We start from the raw sequence: 15,349 nt of genomic DNA on the forward strand, positions 1-15,349 counted from the left end.
TTTCGGAAAAATTAAAAAACTTGTTGAGGTTTATCCTTTGCAAAGCTAAAATGAAAGCGTTTCGTACATAAAGCGAAAGAGAAGGGGGTCAATGGATGATTCATCAGCTGTCATGGAAAGTCGGCGGCCAGCAGGGAGAAGGGATTGAATCGACAGGAGAGGTTTTTTCCGTCGCTTTGAACAGGCTGGGCTATTATTTATATGGATACAGGCATTTTTCTTCGAGAATTAAAGGAGGCCATACAAATAACAAGATCCGGGTCAGTACGTCTCAGGTCAGGGCGATCTCTGATGATTTGGATATCCTGGTCGCTTTTGATCAGGAAACGATTGACGTGAATGCGGAAGAATTGAAAAAAGACGGCATAATCCTCGCTGATTCGAAGTTCGATCCGGTCCTGCCGAATCCGGAAACGGCCGTTCTTTATGCTATCCCGTTTACAGACCTGGCAGCTGAGCTTGGAACCCCGCTTATGAAAAATATGGTGGCGATTGGTGCAACGAGTGCGATTCTGGACTTGGATCCTTCCGATTTTTATGAAGTCGTAGAGGAGATTTATGGACGGAAAGGCCCGAAGATCGTCAATATGAACATGATGGCCATACAAAAAGGAGCGTCTTATTTACAGGAGGAGCTTACCTTTAGCAGAAAAGATCTCTTTTTAGAAAAGGCAGTCAAGAAAAAGCGCATGTTCATGATCGGAAATGATGCCATTGCACTCGGGGCACTGGCAGGCGGAGCGAGATTTATGGCTGCCTATCCGATTACACCTGCTTCAGAGATCATGGAATATTTAATCAAAAAACTTCCGGACTTCGGCGGGGCTGTTATCCAGACAGAAGATGAAATTGCCGCCTGCACGATGGCAATCGGTGCAAATTATGCCGGGACGAGGACGTTCACCGCTTCAGCAGGACCCGGCCTCTCTTTGATGATGGAAGCAATCGGTCTCGCAGGCATTACGGAAACGCCGCTTGTAATCGTAGATACCCAGAGGGGCGGGCCGAGTACCGGCTTGCCGACAAAGCAGGAGCAATCTGATCTGATGGCCATGATTTACGGTACACATGGTGAGATACCCAAAATCGTGATGGCGCCGAGCACAGTCCAGGAAGCCTTTTATGATACTGTAGAGGCTTTTAACTTAGCTGAAGAATTCCAATGCCCTGTAATCCTCCTTTCCGACCTGCAGCTTTCCCTTGGCAAACAGACAGTCGAGCCCCTCGAGTATAAGCATGTACAGATCAGGAGGGGAGCCCTGATTGAAGAGAACGGTATTCCTGAACAGACTGGAAAGCAGTATTTTAAACGCTATGAAAATACCGTTTCCGGTGTCTCTCCGCGCGTCCTTCCGGGAATGAAGAACGGCATTCATCATGTGACAGGGGTCGAGCATGATGAGACTGGAAAGCCTTCTGAGGCAGCCCCGAACCGGCAGCTTCAAATGGACAAAAGATTCCGGAAGATGGAGAATCTCGTTTTTCCGGTCCCGGTTTACAAAAATGTTAAGCATGCAAACGCTGATCTGCTGCTGGTCGGCTTTAATTCCACAAGGGGTGTGATCGAAGAAGTGATGGTGAGGCTCGAGGAGGAGGGAATCACGGCCAATCATGCCCATATCCGTCTCCTGCATCCGTTTCCTGCGGCTGAATTTTCCGCGATTGCCTCTTCAGCTGGACGTGTGGTTGTCATAGAAAACAATGCGACGGGCCAGCTCGCAAATATCATTAAGATGAATGCAGACTGCCGTGAAAAAGTGGTAAGCATTTTGAAATACGATGGGAACCCGTTTTTGCCAGGTGAAGTGTATGAAAAATGCAGGGAGCTGATCTGATGGCTACTTTCAAAGAATTCCGTAACGATGTCAAACCAAACTGGTGTCCGGGCTGCGGGGATTTCTCTGTTCAGGCAGCGATCCAGCGGGCTGCTGCCAATCAAGGGCTCGAGCCTGATCAGCTGGCTGTCATCTCTGGCATCGGCTGCTCCGGCAGGATTTCTGGCTATATCAACTCTTATGGCTTTCATGGGATACATGGCAGATCCCTTCCCATTGCACAGGGGGTGAAGATGTCCAATCGTGATCTGACTGTCATCGCATCGGGCGGCGACGGGGACGGGTTTGCGATCGGCATGGGCCACACCATTCATGCGATGAGAAGAAACATTGATCTAACGTATATCGTGATGGACAACCAAATCTATGGACTGACTAAAGGTCAGACTTCCCCGAGGAGCGAAGCAGGATTTGTCACGAAAAGCACACCAGGAGGATCCATTGAGCCGTCACTGTCCGTAATGGAGATGGCGCTGACAGCTGGAGCCACGTTTATTGCCCAAAGCTTCTCCACTGATTTAAAAGATCTGACTTCTTTAATCGAGCAGGGCATCAGTCATAAAGGATTCTCGTTTATCAACGTGTTCAGCCCATGTGTCACTTATAATAAAATCAACACATACGACTGGTTCAAAGAGAATCTGACAAAATTAAGCACGATTCCTGATTACGATCCATCAGACAGGGCAGGAGCTATGCAGACCCTCATGCGCCACGATGGCCTGGTCACAGGCCTCATCTACCAGGACTCCGGGAGGGCCTCTTATCAGGAGCTGGTTAAAGGATACAGCGCAAGCCCGCTTGCCGGAGCGGATCTGGAATTGGGAGAAGAGGCTTTTAATCGTCTGACAGCTGAATTTATGTGAACCTGCGTCTTAAACAAAGGCGCTTTTTTCTTATTTCACGGCAAAACGAAAAAAATTTCTGTCTTTTTTCCCTCGATGGGCAGGTGTCTTTCTCGTGTGGACTGAACTATTTACAACACTCTTCTGGAATGATACGCTTTCAATGGTTATACAGTATGACTGGACAGGAGAGTGTTCACGTTGAACGGAAAAATGAAAGCGCTTGTAAAGCACCGTGAAGGATTTGGTGCCCAGCTGCAGATGGTTGACATTCCTCACATAAAAGATGATGAAGTATTGATAAAGGTGAAAGCGACCTCCATATGCGGAACAGATGTCCATATTTACACGTGGGATCAATGGTCGCAGAGCAGGGTGAAGCCTCCCTATGTGTTCGGCCATGAGTTTTCGGGCGAGGTCGTAGAGATCGGAAGCAAAGTGACCAGTGTCGTCCCGGGTGACCATGTATCCGCAGAGACTCATCTCGTGTGCGGCCAGTGCCCTCAATGTCTGACTGGAAATGCACACATATGCAAGGATACGAAGATTATCGGTGTGGACACTAATGGCTGTTTTGCTGAATATGTGGCTCTTCCTGCATCCAACCTTTGGAAAAATCCGAAAGATATGCCCTGGGATACGGCCTCTATCCAGGAGCCGATGGGGAACGCAGTGCATACCGTCCTTGCAGGAGAAACAGCAGGTAAATCCATCGCCGTCATCGGATGCGGACCGATTGGCATTATGGCAGCAGGCGTTGCGAAAGCAGCAGGTGCCTCCCAAGTGATTGCGATTGATCTGAACAGCTACAGACTCGGCCTGGCCGAAGCGATGGGAGCCACAACACTTATTCATGCGGGAGAGACGGATCCCGTCCAGAGAGTCATGGAGCTGACTGGCGGGAACGGAGTGGATGTGGTCTGTGAAATGTCCGGACATCCGGTTGCGATGGACCAGGGCTTTAAAATGGTCACAAATGGCGGAAGAGTATCCATTCTCAGTCTGCCGGTGCAGCCTGTGCAAATCGATGTAACAAATGATATCGTATTTAAAGGGATTACCGTTCAGGGAATCACCGGCCGTAAGATGTACGGAACATGGCAGCAGGTGTCAAATCTTTTGAAATCAGGCCAGGTTAAAACAGAACCTGTCATCACTCATCATCTGAAGCTGGAAGATTTTGAACAGGGCTTCGACCTGATGATCCAGGGCAAATGCGGAAAAGTTGTGCTTCAGCCATCATAAACAGGAGGGATTTCAATGAAGGGCTTTGAATTTTTGCAAACAGAACTTGATGAAATGAAAACCCAGGGCACATTCAGAAAACTGGTACCGCTTCAATCCGAACAGGGATCAAAAGTAACCATTAACGGGAAAGAAGTCATTCAGCTTTCATCCAACAACTACTTAGGGCTGACCTCTCATCCACGCCTGCGCAAGGCAGCAGTTGAGGCCGCAGAAAGGTACGGAGCAGGAACTGGCTCGGTCCGTACCATCGCGGGCACTTTTTCCATGCATGAGGAATTGGAAATTAAACTTGCCGAATTTAAGCATACTGAAGCAGCACTTGTTTTCCAGTCAGGCTTCACAACGAATCAGGGCGTTCTTTCTTCGATACTGACAGGAGAAGATGTGGTGATTTCTGATGCATTGAATCATGCATCGATCATAGACGGCATCCGCTTGACCAAAGCTGCTAGAAAAGTGTACAAGCATGTCGATATGGAAGACCTCGAGAGGGCGTTAAAGGAATCTGCCGGTTACCGCGTCCGCCTGATCGTCACAGATGGGGTTTTTTCCATGGATGGCAACATCGCACCGCTGCCTGAAATTGTGGAATTGGCCGAAAAATACGATGCGCTCGTAATGGTGGATGATGCCCATGCTTCGGGTGTACTCGGCAAGAATGGGAGAGGGACGGTTAACCACTTCGGACTTGACGGCCGCGTACATATTCAGGTCGGAACACTGAGCAAGGCGATCGGCGTACTTGGGGGCTATGTAGCCAGCACCCGCACATTGATCGACTACTTGATCCATAAAGGCCGCCCCTTCCTGTTCAGCACATCTCACCCGCCGGCTGTGACAGCAGCGTGTACGGAGGCCATTGACGTTCTCCTTGAGGAGCCGGAACTGATTGAAACGCTGTGGGAAAACGCCCGTTTCTTTAAAGAGGGCCTGCAAAAGCTCGGTTTTGATACAGGAGTAAGCGAAACCCCTGTGACCCCGGTCATCGTAGGCGACGAAGCAAAATGCCACCAGTTCTCAGACAAACTGCTCGAGTATGGGGTTTTTGCACAGGGAATCGCTTTCCCGACAGTCGCGAAAGGACAGGCACGGGTCAGAACAATCGTGACTGCCCAGCATTCCCGTGAAGAACTGCAGGAAGCACTGGATCTTTTTGAAAAAGCGGCTAAAGAACTTGATATTCTGTAAAAAGGAGAAGGCATCGCGCCTTCTCTTTTTACTAGCAGGGGAGCGGTTTTATGAAAAGGCATGAAACACAGAAACTTGAGAATGGTAAAGAAGATTCCAGCGTATATTCTCCAACGGAAAAATTCGAACAGTCTCAGGGAGCGGGCCCGCTGAATAAGGAGGGACTTAAACGGATAAATGGCTTTCCAAAAGCCATTAAATTTATTGGCATCCTGTTGTTCGGAGGGCTTGGGCTGATGATCGCGATCGCTTTATTTTTGCAGATTTTTCTAAAATAGAGAAGGATTCGGATCGGCATCTATTGTACGGCTGTCTATTAGAAGTTATACTATAGTATTGAAAACTCTAATTTCTACAGTCGTCAGCCGATGCTGACTGCAGCGATAAAGCAGTAAGTGAAAGGAGCATTCTCCATGAACGAGAAACAGCGCGAGGAAAACAGCCAGGTAAACCCTGAAGCTAAAAAAACAGAAAAAGACTACAGCAAATATTTTCAGGCTGTATATATGCCGCCTTCATTAAAAGATGCAAAAAAACGAGGCAAAGAAGACGTTCAGTATCAAAGTGATTTTTCCATCCCCGAAGAATTCAAAGGCCTTGGAAACGGCAAGAAATTTTACATCCGTACATACGGATGCCAGATGAACGAACATGATACAGAAGTCATGGCTGGTATTTTTGCAGCCTTGGGCTATGAAGCTACCGATTCCACGGAAGATGCAGACGTCATCCTGCTGAACACGTGTGCGATCCGGGAAAATGCTGAAAATAAAGTGTTTGGGGAGATCGGGCATCTAAAGCCGCTCAAGCTCGAAAAACCGGGGCTGCTCGTTGGAGTTTGCGGCTGTATGTCACAGGAAGAATCGGTCGTAAACAAAATCATGCAGAAGCATCCGCATATCGATATGATCTTTGGGACCCACAATATCCACCGCCTGCCGCACATTTTAAAAGAAGCTTACCTTTCAAAAGAGATGGTCATCGAGGTTTGGTCTAAAGAAGGCGACGTCATCGAGAACCTGCCGAGAGTACGGAAAGGGACGACTAAAGGCTGGGTGAACATCATGTATGGCTGTGATAAATTCTGCACGTACTGCATCGTCCCGTATACACGCGGAAAAGAGCGGAGCCGCCGTCCGGAAGAAATCATTCATGAAGTGCGGCAGCTTGCCGCGCAAGGATATCAGGAAATCACTCTTCTCGGCCAGAACGTAAATGCTTATGGTAAAGACTTCAAAGATCTAGACTATGGCCTTGGGGATTTAATGGACGAACTGCGAAAAATCGATATTCCGAGAATCCGCTTCACAACAAGTCATCCCCGTGACTTCGATGACAGGCTGATCGAAGTTCTCGCTAAGGGCGGTAACCTGCTCGATCATATTCATCTGCCGGTTCAATCCGGAAGCTCGGAAGTGCTGAAGCTGATGGCAAGAAAATATACGCGGGAGCACTATATAGAGCTTGTCCGTAAGATCAGGACTGCTATGCCGAACGCGACCCTTACTACTGATATTATTGTAGGGTTCCCGAACGAGACCGATGAGCAGTTCGAAGAGACCCTCTCCCTATACAGGGAAGTGGAGTATGACAGTGCCTATACCTTCATTTACTCCCCGCGCGAAGGTACGCCTGCCGCAAAAATGCAGGATAATGTGCCGATGAGAGTCAAAAAGGAACGCCTTCAGCGTCTGAACAGCTTAGTGAAAGAAATTTCTGCCAAGAAAATGAAGGAATATGAGGGGAAGGTTGTCGAAGTATTAGTCGAGGGCGAGAGCAAAAACAACCCGGATGTTCTTGCCGGCTATACGGAAAAAAGCAAACTCGTCAACTTCCGCGGTCCAAGAGAAACGATCGGCAACATCGTGAAGGTAAAAGTCACGAAAGCCAAGACCTGGTCGCTTGACGGAGAGATGGCAGAAGAAGCGATTGAGGTGAAGTAGAGGATGACACAGTTTACTAAGGAAGAAATCGTGGCACGGGCAAGAGAATTAGCCCAGATGATCTCTGAAACAGAAGAAGTCGATTTTTTCAAAAAGGCAGAAGCGCAGCTGAACGGCAATGAAAAAGTCCGCAGTATGATCGCGAGCATCAAGAGCCTGCAAAAACAAGCGGTCAATTTCCAGCATTACGGAAAAACCGAAGCACTGAAGCAAGTCGAAGAAAAGATCGACCGCATCCAGGAAGAGCTGGACGAGCTGCCGATCATTCAGGAATTTAAAGACTCCCAGGTGGAAGTGAACGATCTGCTTCAGCTTGTTGCCAATACCATTTCCAACCAGGTAACCGACCGTATCATCGAAACAACGGGCGGCGACCTGCTCGCAGGCGAAACCGGCTCAAAAGTAAAAAACAGCCCCGGCGGAAGCTGCTGAATAAAATAGGGATAAAGACTGCCAGGAAACCGGCAGTCTTTTTTCTTTGGATTGAGAAAGCTGTTTGGTTTAGAGACGAAAACATTTCATTCTTGCGGTTTCTTGGTTAGCTGCCTGAGAGGTGAAAAGAGATTGGTACGTGAACATGTTAAGTTGGCACGTAACCTGTGGTTTCCGGCACGAAAGTCGATGGTTCCGGCGTGTAACCCGAGGATATGGGCACGTAAAAAGAGATTGGCACGTAATCTCTGGTTTTCGGCACGAAACTGGGTGGTTCCGGCACGTAAACGAAAGATCCCGGCACGTAAAAAAAGTTTGGCACATAAACATCTGATGTTGGCACGTAATCTCTGGTTTTCGGCATGAAACTGGGTGGTTCCTGCACGTAAACGAAGGATCCCGGCACGTAAAAAAGTTTGGCACGTTGCACTCAGTTTCGCTATCCAGCTCCGAGCGCTAGCCGTTCGGACGCTTCGCTCCTTCGGTCGAGGGCCCGCAGGAGGCGGGTCCGTTCTGCGTTGCGGCAGGATGCCGCGCCTTTAGCAGAACTTCCTTACTAGAAGCGCCCTTCCAACTAATGCATACCAATTATTTTCGTTGCACTTGGTTTCGCTATCCAGCTCCGGCGGCTAGCTCTTCGGCCGCTTCGCTCTCTCGGTCAGGGGCCCGCAGGATGCGGGTCAATTCTGCGTTGCGACAGGACGTCGCGCACTTAGCAGAATATCCTTAAAAGCGCCCCTCGGTCGAGAGCTCCACCGTCCTTCAGAGCTAAGCAAGCCGCCTTCCAAGTAATGCATACTAAATCTTTTCCGTTGCACTCAGTTTCGCTATCCAGCTCCGGCGGCTAGCTCTTCGGCCGCTTCGCTCTCTCGGTCAGGGCAAAAAGCGCCCTTCGGTCGAGAGCTCCACCGTCCTTCAGAGCTAAGCAAGCCGCCTTCCAAGTATGCATACTAAATCTTTTCCGTTGCACTTGGTTTCGCTATCCAGCTCCGGGCGCTAGGGCGCAGGGTCATTTCGCTCCCTCGGTCGAGGCAAAGTGCGCCTCTCGGTCGAGAGCTCCAATGTCCCAGTCGCCCAGAGCAAGCGCCCTTCGCTTTTATTTTTTAGGCACATTTTTTTGGGCTCATGCATACATATGAAGTAGGAACGTCATGGACTAAGCAGACATGTGTGCTTTGTTCCGTGTGAATAAAAGAAGGATCAATATGAACCCAGCATACGATGGAATGAATATTGATTGAGGAGGGTATGCTTGAATGTCTGAGTATAGAGAAATCATTACTAAAGCGGTTGTAGCGAAGGGGCGCAAGTTCACTCAATGCACGCACACGATCTCCCCGTCTCAAAGACCAACCAGTATTTTAGGCGGCTGGATTATCAACCATAAATATGAACCGCACAAAGTTGGTAAAACAGTCGAGGTTGCCGGTACGTACGATATTAATGTCTGGTATTCGTATGATGATAATACGAAGACAGAGGTCGTAACAGAACGGGTCAAGTATGTGGACACGATCAAACTCAAATACAGAGACAACAATTTCCTTGATGATGATCATGAGGTATGTGCAAAAGTGCTGCAGCAGCCAAACTGTCTGGAGGTTACGATTTCTCCGAACGGGAACAAGATCATTGTTCAGGCTGAGCGTGAAGTGATGGCCGAGGTGATCGGCGAGACAAAGGTTTGTGTCCTGGTGCATACAGGGGATACGAATGATGAGGATGAGTGGGAAGAAGATCTTGAGGATGAGTTCGAGGATTTAAATCCTGAATTTTTAGGCGGAGAAGCAGAAGAGTAAAAAACTAGGAAGCTGTCCTTCCTAGTTTTTTTGTGCCCATTTTTCCCCGGGGTAAAACGGAGGCTTGGTATGTTATAATAAAGAGTGTTTTTGATTAGGATAGGCAATGGGGGATATACATGGCTACTTACACGCCGATGATGCAGCAATATTTAAAGATTAAGGCAGAGTACGAGGATGCCTTTTTGTTTTTTAGATTAGGAGATTTTTATGAGATGTTCTTTGAAGATGCAGTGAATGCGTCTCAGGAACTGGAGATTACCCTGACGAGCAGGGATGGCGGATCCAGCGAACGGATTCCGATGTGCGGGGTTCCGTATCATTCTGCTCCCAATTACATAGAACAGCTGATTCAAAAAGGATATAAAGTGGCCATCTGCGAACAGACGGAAGATCCGAAGCAGGCAAAAGGTGTTGTTCGGCGCGAAGTGGTCCAGCTGATTACTCCCGGAACGGTCATGGAAGGAAAAGGCGTGTCCGAAAAGGAAAACAATTTCCTTGTCAGCGTCACGGTGCTTGAAGATGGATTCGGCTTTGCTGTTGCTGATGTGACAACCGGGGAAAACAGCGTGACCAAAACGGAAAGGTTCGATGAAGTACTGAATGAGATCTATTCACTTGGAGCGAAAGAAGCGGTCATCGAGAGCACGATGGCAGAAGATTTTCAAAAACAGATGAGGGACCGGTGCGGAGTTGCGGTCTCCTATGAAAATGAAGATTCGGTCGAAGGTGAAGCACTGTCCCTTCTGCACCCGATCAGCAGTCCTGACCTGAAAAGGTCTTTCGCGCGCCTGTTCCATTACATGATCCGGACACAGAAGAGGAGCCTAGAACACCTGCAGGAAGTGCAGCAGTATGAGCTCAGCTCGTTCCTTAAAATGGATCTGTATTCCAAGCGCAACCTGGAGCTGACAGAGACGATCCGCAGTACAGGTAAGAAAGGCTCTCTCCTGTGGCTTCTGGATGAGACGAAAACCGCGATGGGAGGAAGGCTGTTAAAGCAATGGATGGACAGGCCGCTGATCGACCGCAGGAAAATAGAAGAGCGGCTTGAAATGACCGAGGTGCTTTTGCAGAAGTTTTTTGAAAGAGAGGATATCCGTGAAGGGCTGAAGGAAGTGTATGATCTGGAGAGACTGGCGGGAAGGGTCGCCTATGGAAACGTAAACGCCCGTGACCTGATCCAGCTGAAAAAGTCCCTGCAGCGGATCCCTTCCCTTACAGAGCTTGTAAAGGCACTGGAGCATCCTTTTGCTGAGAAGCTTGCTGAAAAAATGGATCCTTGCGAAAGCCTGGAGGAACTCCTTGAAGCATCATTGGTCGAGCAGCCTCCGATCTCAGTCAAAGAGGGCAATATGATGAAGGATGGCTATAACAGCCAGCTTGATCAATACCGGGATGCGGGCAGAAACGGCAAGACGTGGATTGCCGAGCTTGAGGCTAGCGAAAGAGAGCGGACCGGGATCCGTTCCCTCAAAGTGGGTTACAATCGAGTTTTCGGGTATTACATTGAAATCACAAGAGCGAATCTTCATCTTCTGCCTGAAGGCACGTATGAACGAAAACAGACCTTGACGAATGCCGAACGGTTTATTACCCCGGATCTGAAGGAAAAAGAAGCGCTCATACTGGAAGCAGAAGATAATATGTCCCAGCTCGAGTATGAGCTGTTCCTTGGACTGCGGGAGCAGGTCCGTGAATTTATCCCGCGGCTGCAGTCACTTGCCAAATGCATCAGCGAGCTGGATGTGCTTCAGTGCTTCGCTGCGGTCAGTGATAAACGGCGCTATACACGACCTGTTTTTTCAGATGGTGAAATGGACATTACCGGCGGGCGCCATCCTGTTGTCGAGAAAGTCCTGCAGACACAGGAGTATGTACCGAATGACTGCAGAATGGGCAATGAGATGGAGCGCAGCATCCTGCTGATCACCGGCCCTAACATGTCCGGTAAGAGCACCTATATGAGGCAGGTGGCCCTGACGGCAATCCTTGCCCAGATCGGCTGTTTTGTTCCGGCAGAAAAAGCTGTATTGCCTGTGTTTGACCAGATATTTACACGAATCGGCGCTGCAGATGATCTCATTTCCGGCCAAAGTACATTCATGGTTGAAATGCTGGAAGCCAGGAATGCAATCGTTCACGCTACCGGGAAGAGCCTGATCCTGTTCGATGAAATCGGGAGGGGGACGTCCACTTATGACGGAATGGCTCTCGCTCAGGCGATGATTGAATACATTCATAACCATATCGGGGCTAAAACTCTTTTTTCTACTCATTATCATGAACTAACCGTCCTTGATCAGGCGCTCAAGTCCTTGTCAAACGTGCACGTCAGGGCAGTTGAACGGAACGGCCGGGTCGTGTTCCTTCATAAAATCGCAGAAGGGCCTGCTGATAAAAGCTACGGGATCCATGTAGCAGAGCTTGCAGAACTTCCTGCTGAACTGATCCAGAGAGCACAGGAGATCCTTGAGAAACTCGAGAAACAGCCGAAACCTTCTCAGGAAAATGCTCCAGAGCCTCCTGCTGCTGTTCATGATGAAGAAGCCCAGCTTTCATTTTTTGCAGAAGGAAATCCAAGGAAAAAGCGGAAGCAGGATGCCGGGGATCACAGCCTGAAATCTGCTCTGCTTGAGCTGAATCTGCTTGAAATGACGCCGCTTGAAGCCATGAATAAGCTTTTTGAGCTGCAGAAAAAAGCCAGATAACAGAAAGGAGCCAAAAGACCATGGGCAAGATTGTTCTGCTCGATGACCAGCTCAGCAATAAAATTGCCGCAGGGGAAGTGGTTGAAAGGCCCGCCTCTGTTGTCAAAGAGCTGACTGAAAACGCGATTGACGCAAACAGCACCGTCATTGAGATTCAAATAGAAGAAGCGGGGCTTGGATCAATCCGCATCATTGATAATGGCGACGGAATCGAACCGGAAGACTGTCTGAATGCTTTCCAGCGGCATGCGACAAGTAAAATTAAAGATGAAAATGATCTGTTCCGGATCCGCACCCTTGGATTCAGGGGGGAGGCATTGCCGAGTATTGCTTCTGTCGCACACGTCGAAATGAAGACGAGCAGCGGCAGGACAGAAGGAACGTATATAAAGCTTGCCGGCGGAAAGATAGAGGATCACACGGCCGCCTCCAGCAGAAAAGGAACGGATATCACCGTTTCCAATCTGTTTTTCAATACTCCAGCCCGGCTGAAATATATGAAAACCGTGCATACAGAATTGGGGAACATCAGTGATACCGTCAACCGTCTCGCTATGGCAAATGCCGGTATATCGTTCAAGCTTGTCCACAATGGCAAAACCCTGCTGCACACGAACGGGAATGGAGATGTCCGGCAGGTTATTGCGGCAATCTATGGACTGCCGGCTGCAAAAAAAATGATACCTGTCTCTATGGAGTCACTGGACTTTCAAGTTAAAGGATTTGCCGCGATGCCGGAAGTGACCAGAGCATCCCGCAATTACATTTCTACGATCATCAACGGCCGCTTTGTCAAAAATTATGCACTCACGAAAGCGATCATGGAAGGCTATCATACCCTTTTACCGATCGGACGCTACCCGATCATTTACCTGGATATAAGGATGGATCCGCTTCTCGTGGATGTGAACGTCCATCCATCAAAAATGGAAGTCAGGCTAAGCAAGGAAGCGGAGCTTTTTGAACTCGTATCAGGCGGAATAAAAGCAGCTTTTAAAAAAGAAACGCTCATCCCCGGTTCCGGTTTTCAGAAAGCGAAGCCGGCCATACAAAAGGATGAGCAGCAATATTTATCCTTCGAAGAAAAACGGGAGGAAAGCAAGCCTGACCCTGCGGTCACGGATTATCGAAAGGTACTGGAAAAAAGACCGGAAGAAGTGCCTGACGCACCGTCCTTTGGATGGCCTGAGCCTGTTGTTCCGGTTGAAACCACGGAGCATACAATCAGGGAAACCCCTGCAGATGAGGCTCCGGAAAAAGCAGAGCCGCGGGTGCCTCCTCTATATCCGATCGGACAGATGCACGGCACGTATATCCTTGCCCAAAATGAGACTGGTCTTTATATGATTGACCAGCACGCTGCCCAAGAGAGGATCAAATATGAATACTTCCGGGATAAAGTCGGCCGGGCGGAAAAGGAAGTACAGGAAATGCTTGTGCCGATAACCCTCCATTATTCGCATGACGAATCCATCCGGATCAGCGAGCATATCGGCTCGCTTGCAGAAGTAGGTGTCTTTCTGGAGCCGTTTGGCGGAAGCAGCTTTATCATCCGGTCCCACCCTCAGTGGTTTCCTGCCGGCAGGGAGCAGTTTGTGATTGAAGAGATGATCCAGCAGGTTCTGGACTTGAAAAGGCCGGATGTGAAAAAACTGCGTGAAGAGGCTGCCATTCTGATGAGCTGCAAGGCATCGATAAAGGCAAACCGTTACTTGAGGCAAGACGAAATGACCGCTCTTCTCGATGAGCTCAGAAGATCGGAAGACCCGTTCACCTGTCCGCACGGCAGGCCGGTGATCATCCATTTTACTACCTATGAGATGGAAAAAATGTTTAAACGAATCATGTAGCGTTTCCGTCACACTGTCTGAAGCTCCTGTGTACCCTGTTTGTATAAGATAAGGGAGGGGGAGTTTGATGAGAGCTGTGTTTGCACCGCCTCATTGTCCTTCGCACAGCCATGTTTTTCTGATCGAGACATCAACTGCTGAAGGGCACAGTCATGTTATGGACGGTTTTACAAAGCCGGTCAACGGAAATGCCTTTGACCGCCATACCCATTTTTACAGCGGCATAAGCTCTTATGAAGAGAAGCATTATCACAGGTTTTACGGCCAGACCGGACCCGCTGTACCCCTGCCGGATGGGACTCATTACCACAGTATGGAGGGCAGGACGTATTTCAACTATAACCAGCCGCCCGGTACGGTCACAGGCGGCGTGCAATATGCAGAGGGAGTGGTGGAGCGCCATTACCATCTGTTCAGCGGAATGACCGGAAATCCGGTGGGAATCGACCAGCCCGGATGGTATAGATGGCCCGTTTACTGGCGATAATGGGTACGCGGCCTGAAATCATGCTATACTGGGTTCTGGATTGCAGGAATTGAGAGAGTGATGAAGTTTGTCTGAAAAACAAAATGTGCTGGTCATTATCGGACCGACAGGGGTTGGCAAAACCAGTCTGAGTCTTGATGCAGCAGAGCGATACAACGGAGAAATTATCAGCGGGGATTCCATGCAGATCTACCGCGGCATGGATATTGGAACCGCAAAAATCAGAAAAGAAGAGATGAGGGGCATTCCCCATCATCTCATTGATATCAGGGATCCTGATGAAAGCTTCTCGGCAGCCGATTTTAAGGAGCTTGCCCGGGGGGCTGTAGAGGATATTGCTTCTAGAGGGAAGCTCCCGATTATCGCAGGGGGCACGGGACTTTATATTCAGTCGCTGCTGTATGATTACAGCTTTTCCGAACAGCCCTCTGACCCTGAATACCGGCAAGAGCTGGAGAAGGCAGCGGAAGAAAAAGGTGCGGAGTATGTCCACGGCCTGCTTCAGGCAGCGGATCCGGAATCAGCTGAGCGCATTCATCCGAATAACGAAAGACGAGTCATCCGTGCTCTGGAAATTTACAGAAGTTCAGGGAAAACGATGACGGAGCAGCTGGCGGCCCAGAAGCGGGAGGAACACTTCCAATCTGCAATTATAGGCTTGACGATGGACCGTGAAACCCTGTACTATCGAATTAACCGGCGGGTTGAAGCGATGATGGAACAGGGGCTTGAGGAAGAAGTATCCCGGCTCTACGGATCCGGGCTGCGGAATACCCAGTCTGTTCAGGCAATCGGCTATAAAGAACTGTACGAATTTCTTGAAGGCCGGGTCTCTCTGGATGAAGCATGCGAAAACCTGAAGCAGAATTCCAGAAGATATGCGAAACGGCAGCTTACCTGGTTCCGGAACAAAATGGACGTTCAATGGTTTGATTTGACTCCTCCGGCGGATTATGAAAAGAAGCTTGACGAAATTTTTACATACATTGCAGGAAAGCTTCATCTTTAATC

The 15,349-nt window shown here is 49.0% G+C and carries 12 protein-coding genes; all 12 read left to right on the forward strand.

From position 1 onward, the window contains the following. The first annotated feature begins 95 nt into the window (after positions 1–95). The 12 genes from GKZ89_RS00135 (at position 96) to miaA (ending at position 15,347) form a co-directional block, all read left to right on the forward strand. Positions 96–1,835, forward strand: a complete 1,740-nt coding sequence (locus GKZ89_RS00135; RefSeq protein WP_155110360.1) for a 2-oxoacid:acceptor oxidoreductase subunit alpha — start codon at positions 96–98, stop codon at positions 1,833–1,835. Then, on the forward strand, positions 1,835–2,701 hold the full coding sequence (locus GKZ89_RS00140) for a 2-oxoacid:ferredoxin oxidoreductase subunit beta (RefSeq protein ID WP_155110361.1): 867 nt from the start codon (positions 1,835–1,837) through the stop codon (positions 2,699–2,701). The genes GKZ89_RS00135 and GKZ89_RS00140 overlap by 1 nt, the downstream gene beginning before the upstream one ends. A gap of 180 nt (positions 2,702–2,881) precedes the next feature. After that, positions 2,882–3,925 carry an L-threonine 3-dehydrogenase gene (tdh, locus tag GKZ89_RS00145; RefSeq protein ID WP_155110362.1) on the forward strand — a complete coding sequence of 348 codons (1,044 nt, stop codon included), beginning with the start codon at positions 2,882–2,884 and terminating at the stop codon, positions 3,923–3,925. 15 nt (positions 3,926–3,940) lie between these two features. Further along, positions 3,941–5,116 carry a glycine C-acetyltransferase gene (locus GKZ89_RS00150; RefSeq protein ID WP_155110363.1) on the forward strand — a complete coding sequence of 392 codons (1,176 nt, stop codon included), beginning with the start codon at positions 3,941–3,943 and terminating at the stop codon, positions 5,114–5,116. Between the two features lie 50 nt (positions 5,117–5,166). Next, a complete protein-coding gene (locus GKZ89_RS00155) occupies positions 5,167–5,394 on the forward strand; it encodes a hypothetical protein (protein WP_155110364.1) in 228 nt (75 codons plus the stop codon). A gap of 135 nt (positions 5,395–5,529) precedes the next feature. Further along, positions 5,530–7,059, forward strand: a complete 1,530-nt coding sequence (miaB, locus tag GKZ89_RS00160; RefSeq protein WP_155110365.1) for a tRNA (N6-isopentenyl adenosine(37)-C2)-methylthiotransferase MiaB — start codon at positions 5,530–5,532, stop codon at positions 7,057–7,059. Between the two features lie 3 nt (positions 7,060–7,062). Further along, complete coding sequence (gene ricA / locus GKZ89_RS00165; protein WP_155110366.1) at positions 7,063–7,491, forward strand: regulatory iron-sulfur-containing complex subunit RicA; 429 nt, start codon at positions 7,063–7,065, stop codon at positions 7,489–7,491. A 1,256-nt stretch (positions 7,492–8,747) separates the two neighbouring features. Further along, positions 8,748–9,290, forward strand: coding sequence for an outer spore coat protein CotE (cotE, locus tag GKZ89_RS00170; protein WP_155110367.1), 543 nt, complete (start codon positions 8,748–8,750; stop codon positions 9,288–9,290). A gap of 119 nt (positions 9,291–9,409) precedes the next feature. Further along, positions 9,410–12,001 (forward strand): DNA mismatch repair protein MutS, encoded by a 2,592-nt coding sequence (gene mutS, locus GKZ89_RS00175; protein ID WP_155110368.1) that lies wholly within the window; start codon positions 9,410–9,412, stop codon positions 11,999–12,001. Between the two features lie 20 nt (positions 12,002–12,021). Further along, positions 12,022–13,851: a DNA mismatch repair endonuclease MutL gene (mutL, locus tag GKZ89_RS00180; RefSeq protein ID WP_155110369.1), complete on the forward strand. Its 1,830-nt coding sequence runs from the start codon at positions 12,022–12,024 to the stop codon at positions 13,849–13,851. A gap of 67 nt (positions 13,852–13,918) precedes the next feature. Beyond that, a complete protein-coding gene (locus tag GKZ89_RS00185) occupies positions 13,919–14,338 on the forward strand; it encodes a YmaF family protein (RefSeq protein WP_155110370.1) in 420 nt (139 codons plus the stop codon). Between the two features lie 67 nt (positions 14,339–14,405). Further along, entirely contained in the window at positions 14,406–15,347 is a 942-nt protein-coding gene (gene miaA / locus GKZ89_RS00190) for a tRNA (adenosine(37)-N6)-dimethylallyltransferase MiaA (RefSeq protein ID WP_155110371.1), read from the forward strand. Positions 15,348–15,349: the final 2 nt, after the last annotated feature.

It is taken from the genome of Metabacillus mangrovi (genome assembly GCF_009711125.1).
Lineage (GTDB): Bacteria > Bacillota > Bacilli > Bacillales > Bacillaceae > Metabacillus_B > Metabacillus_B mangrovi.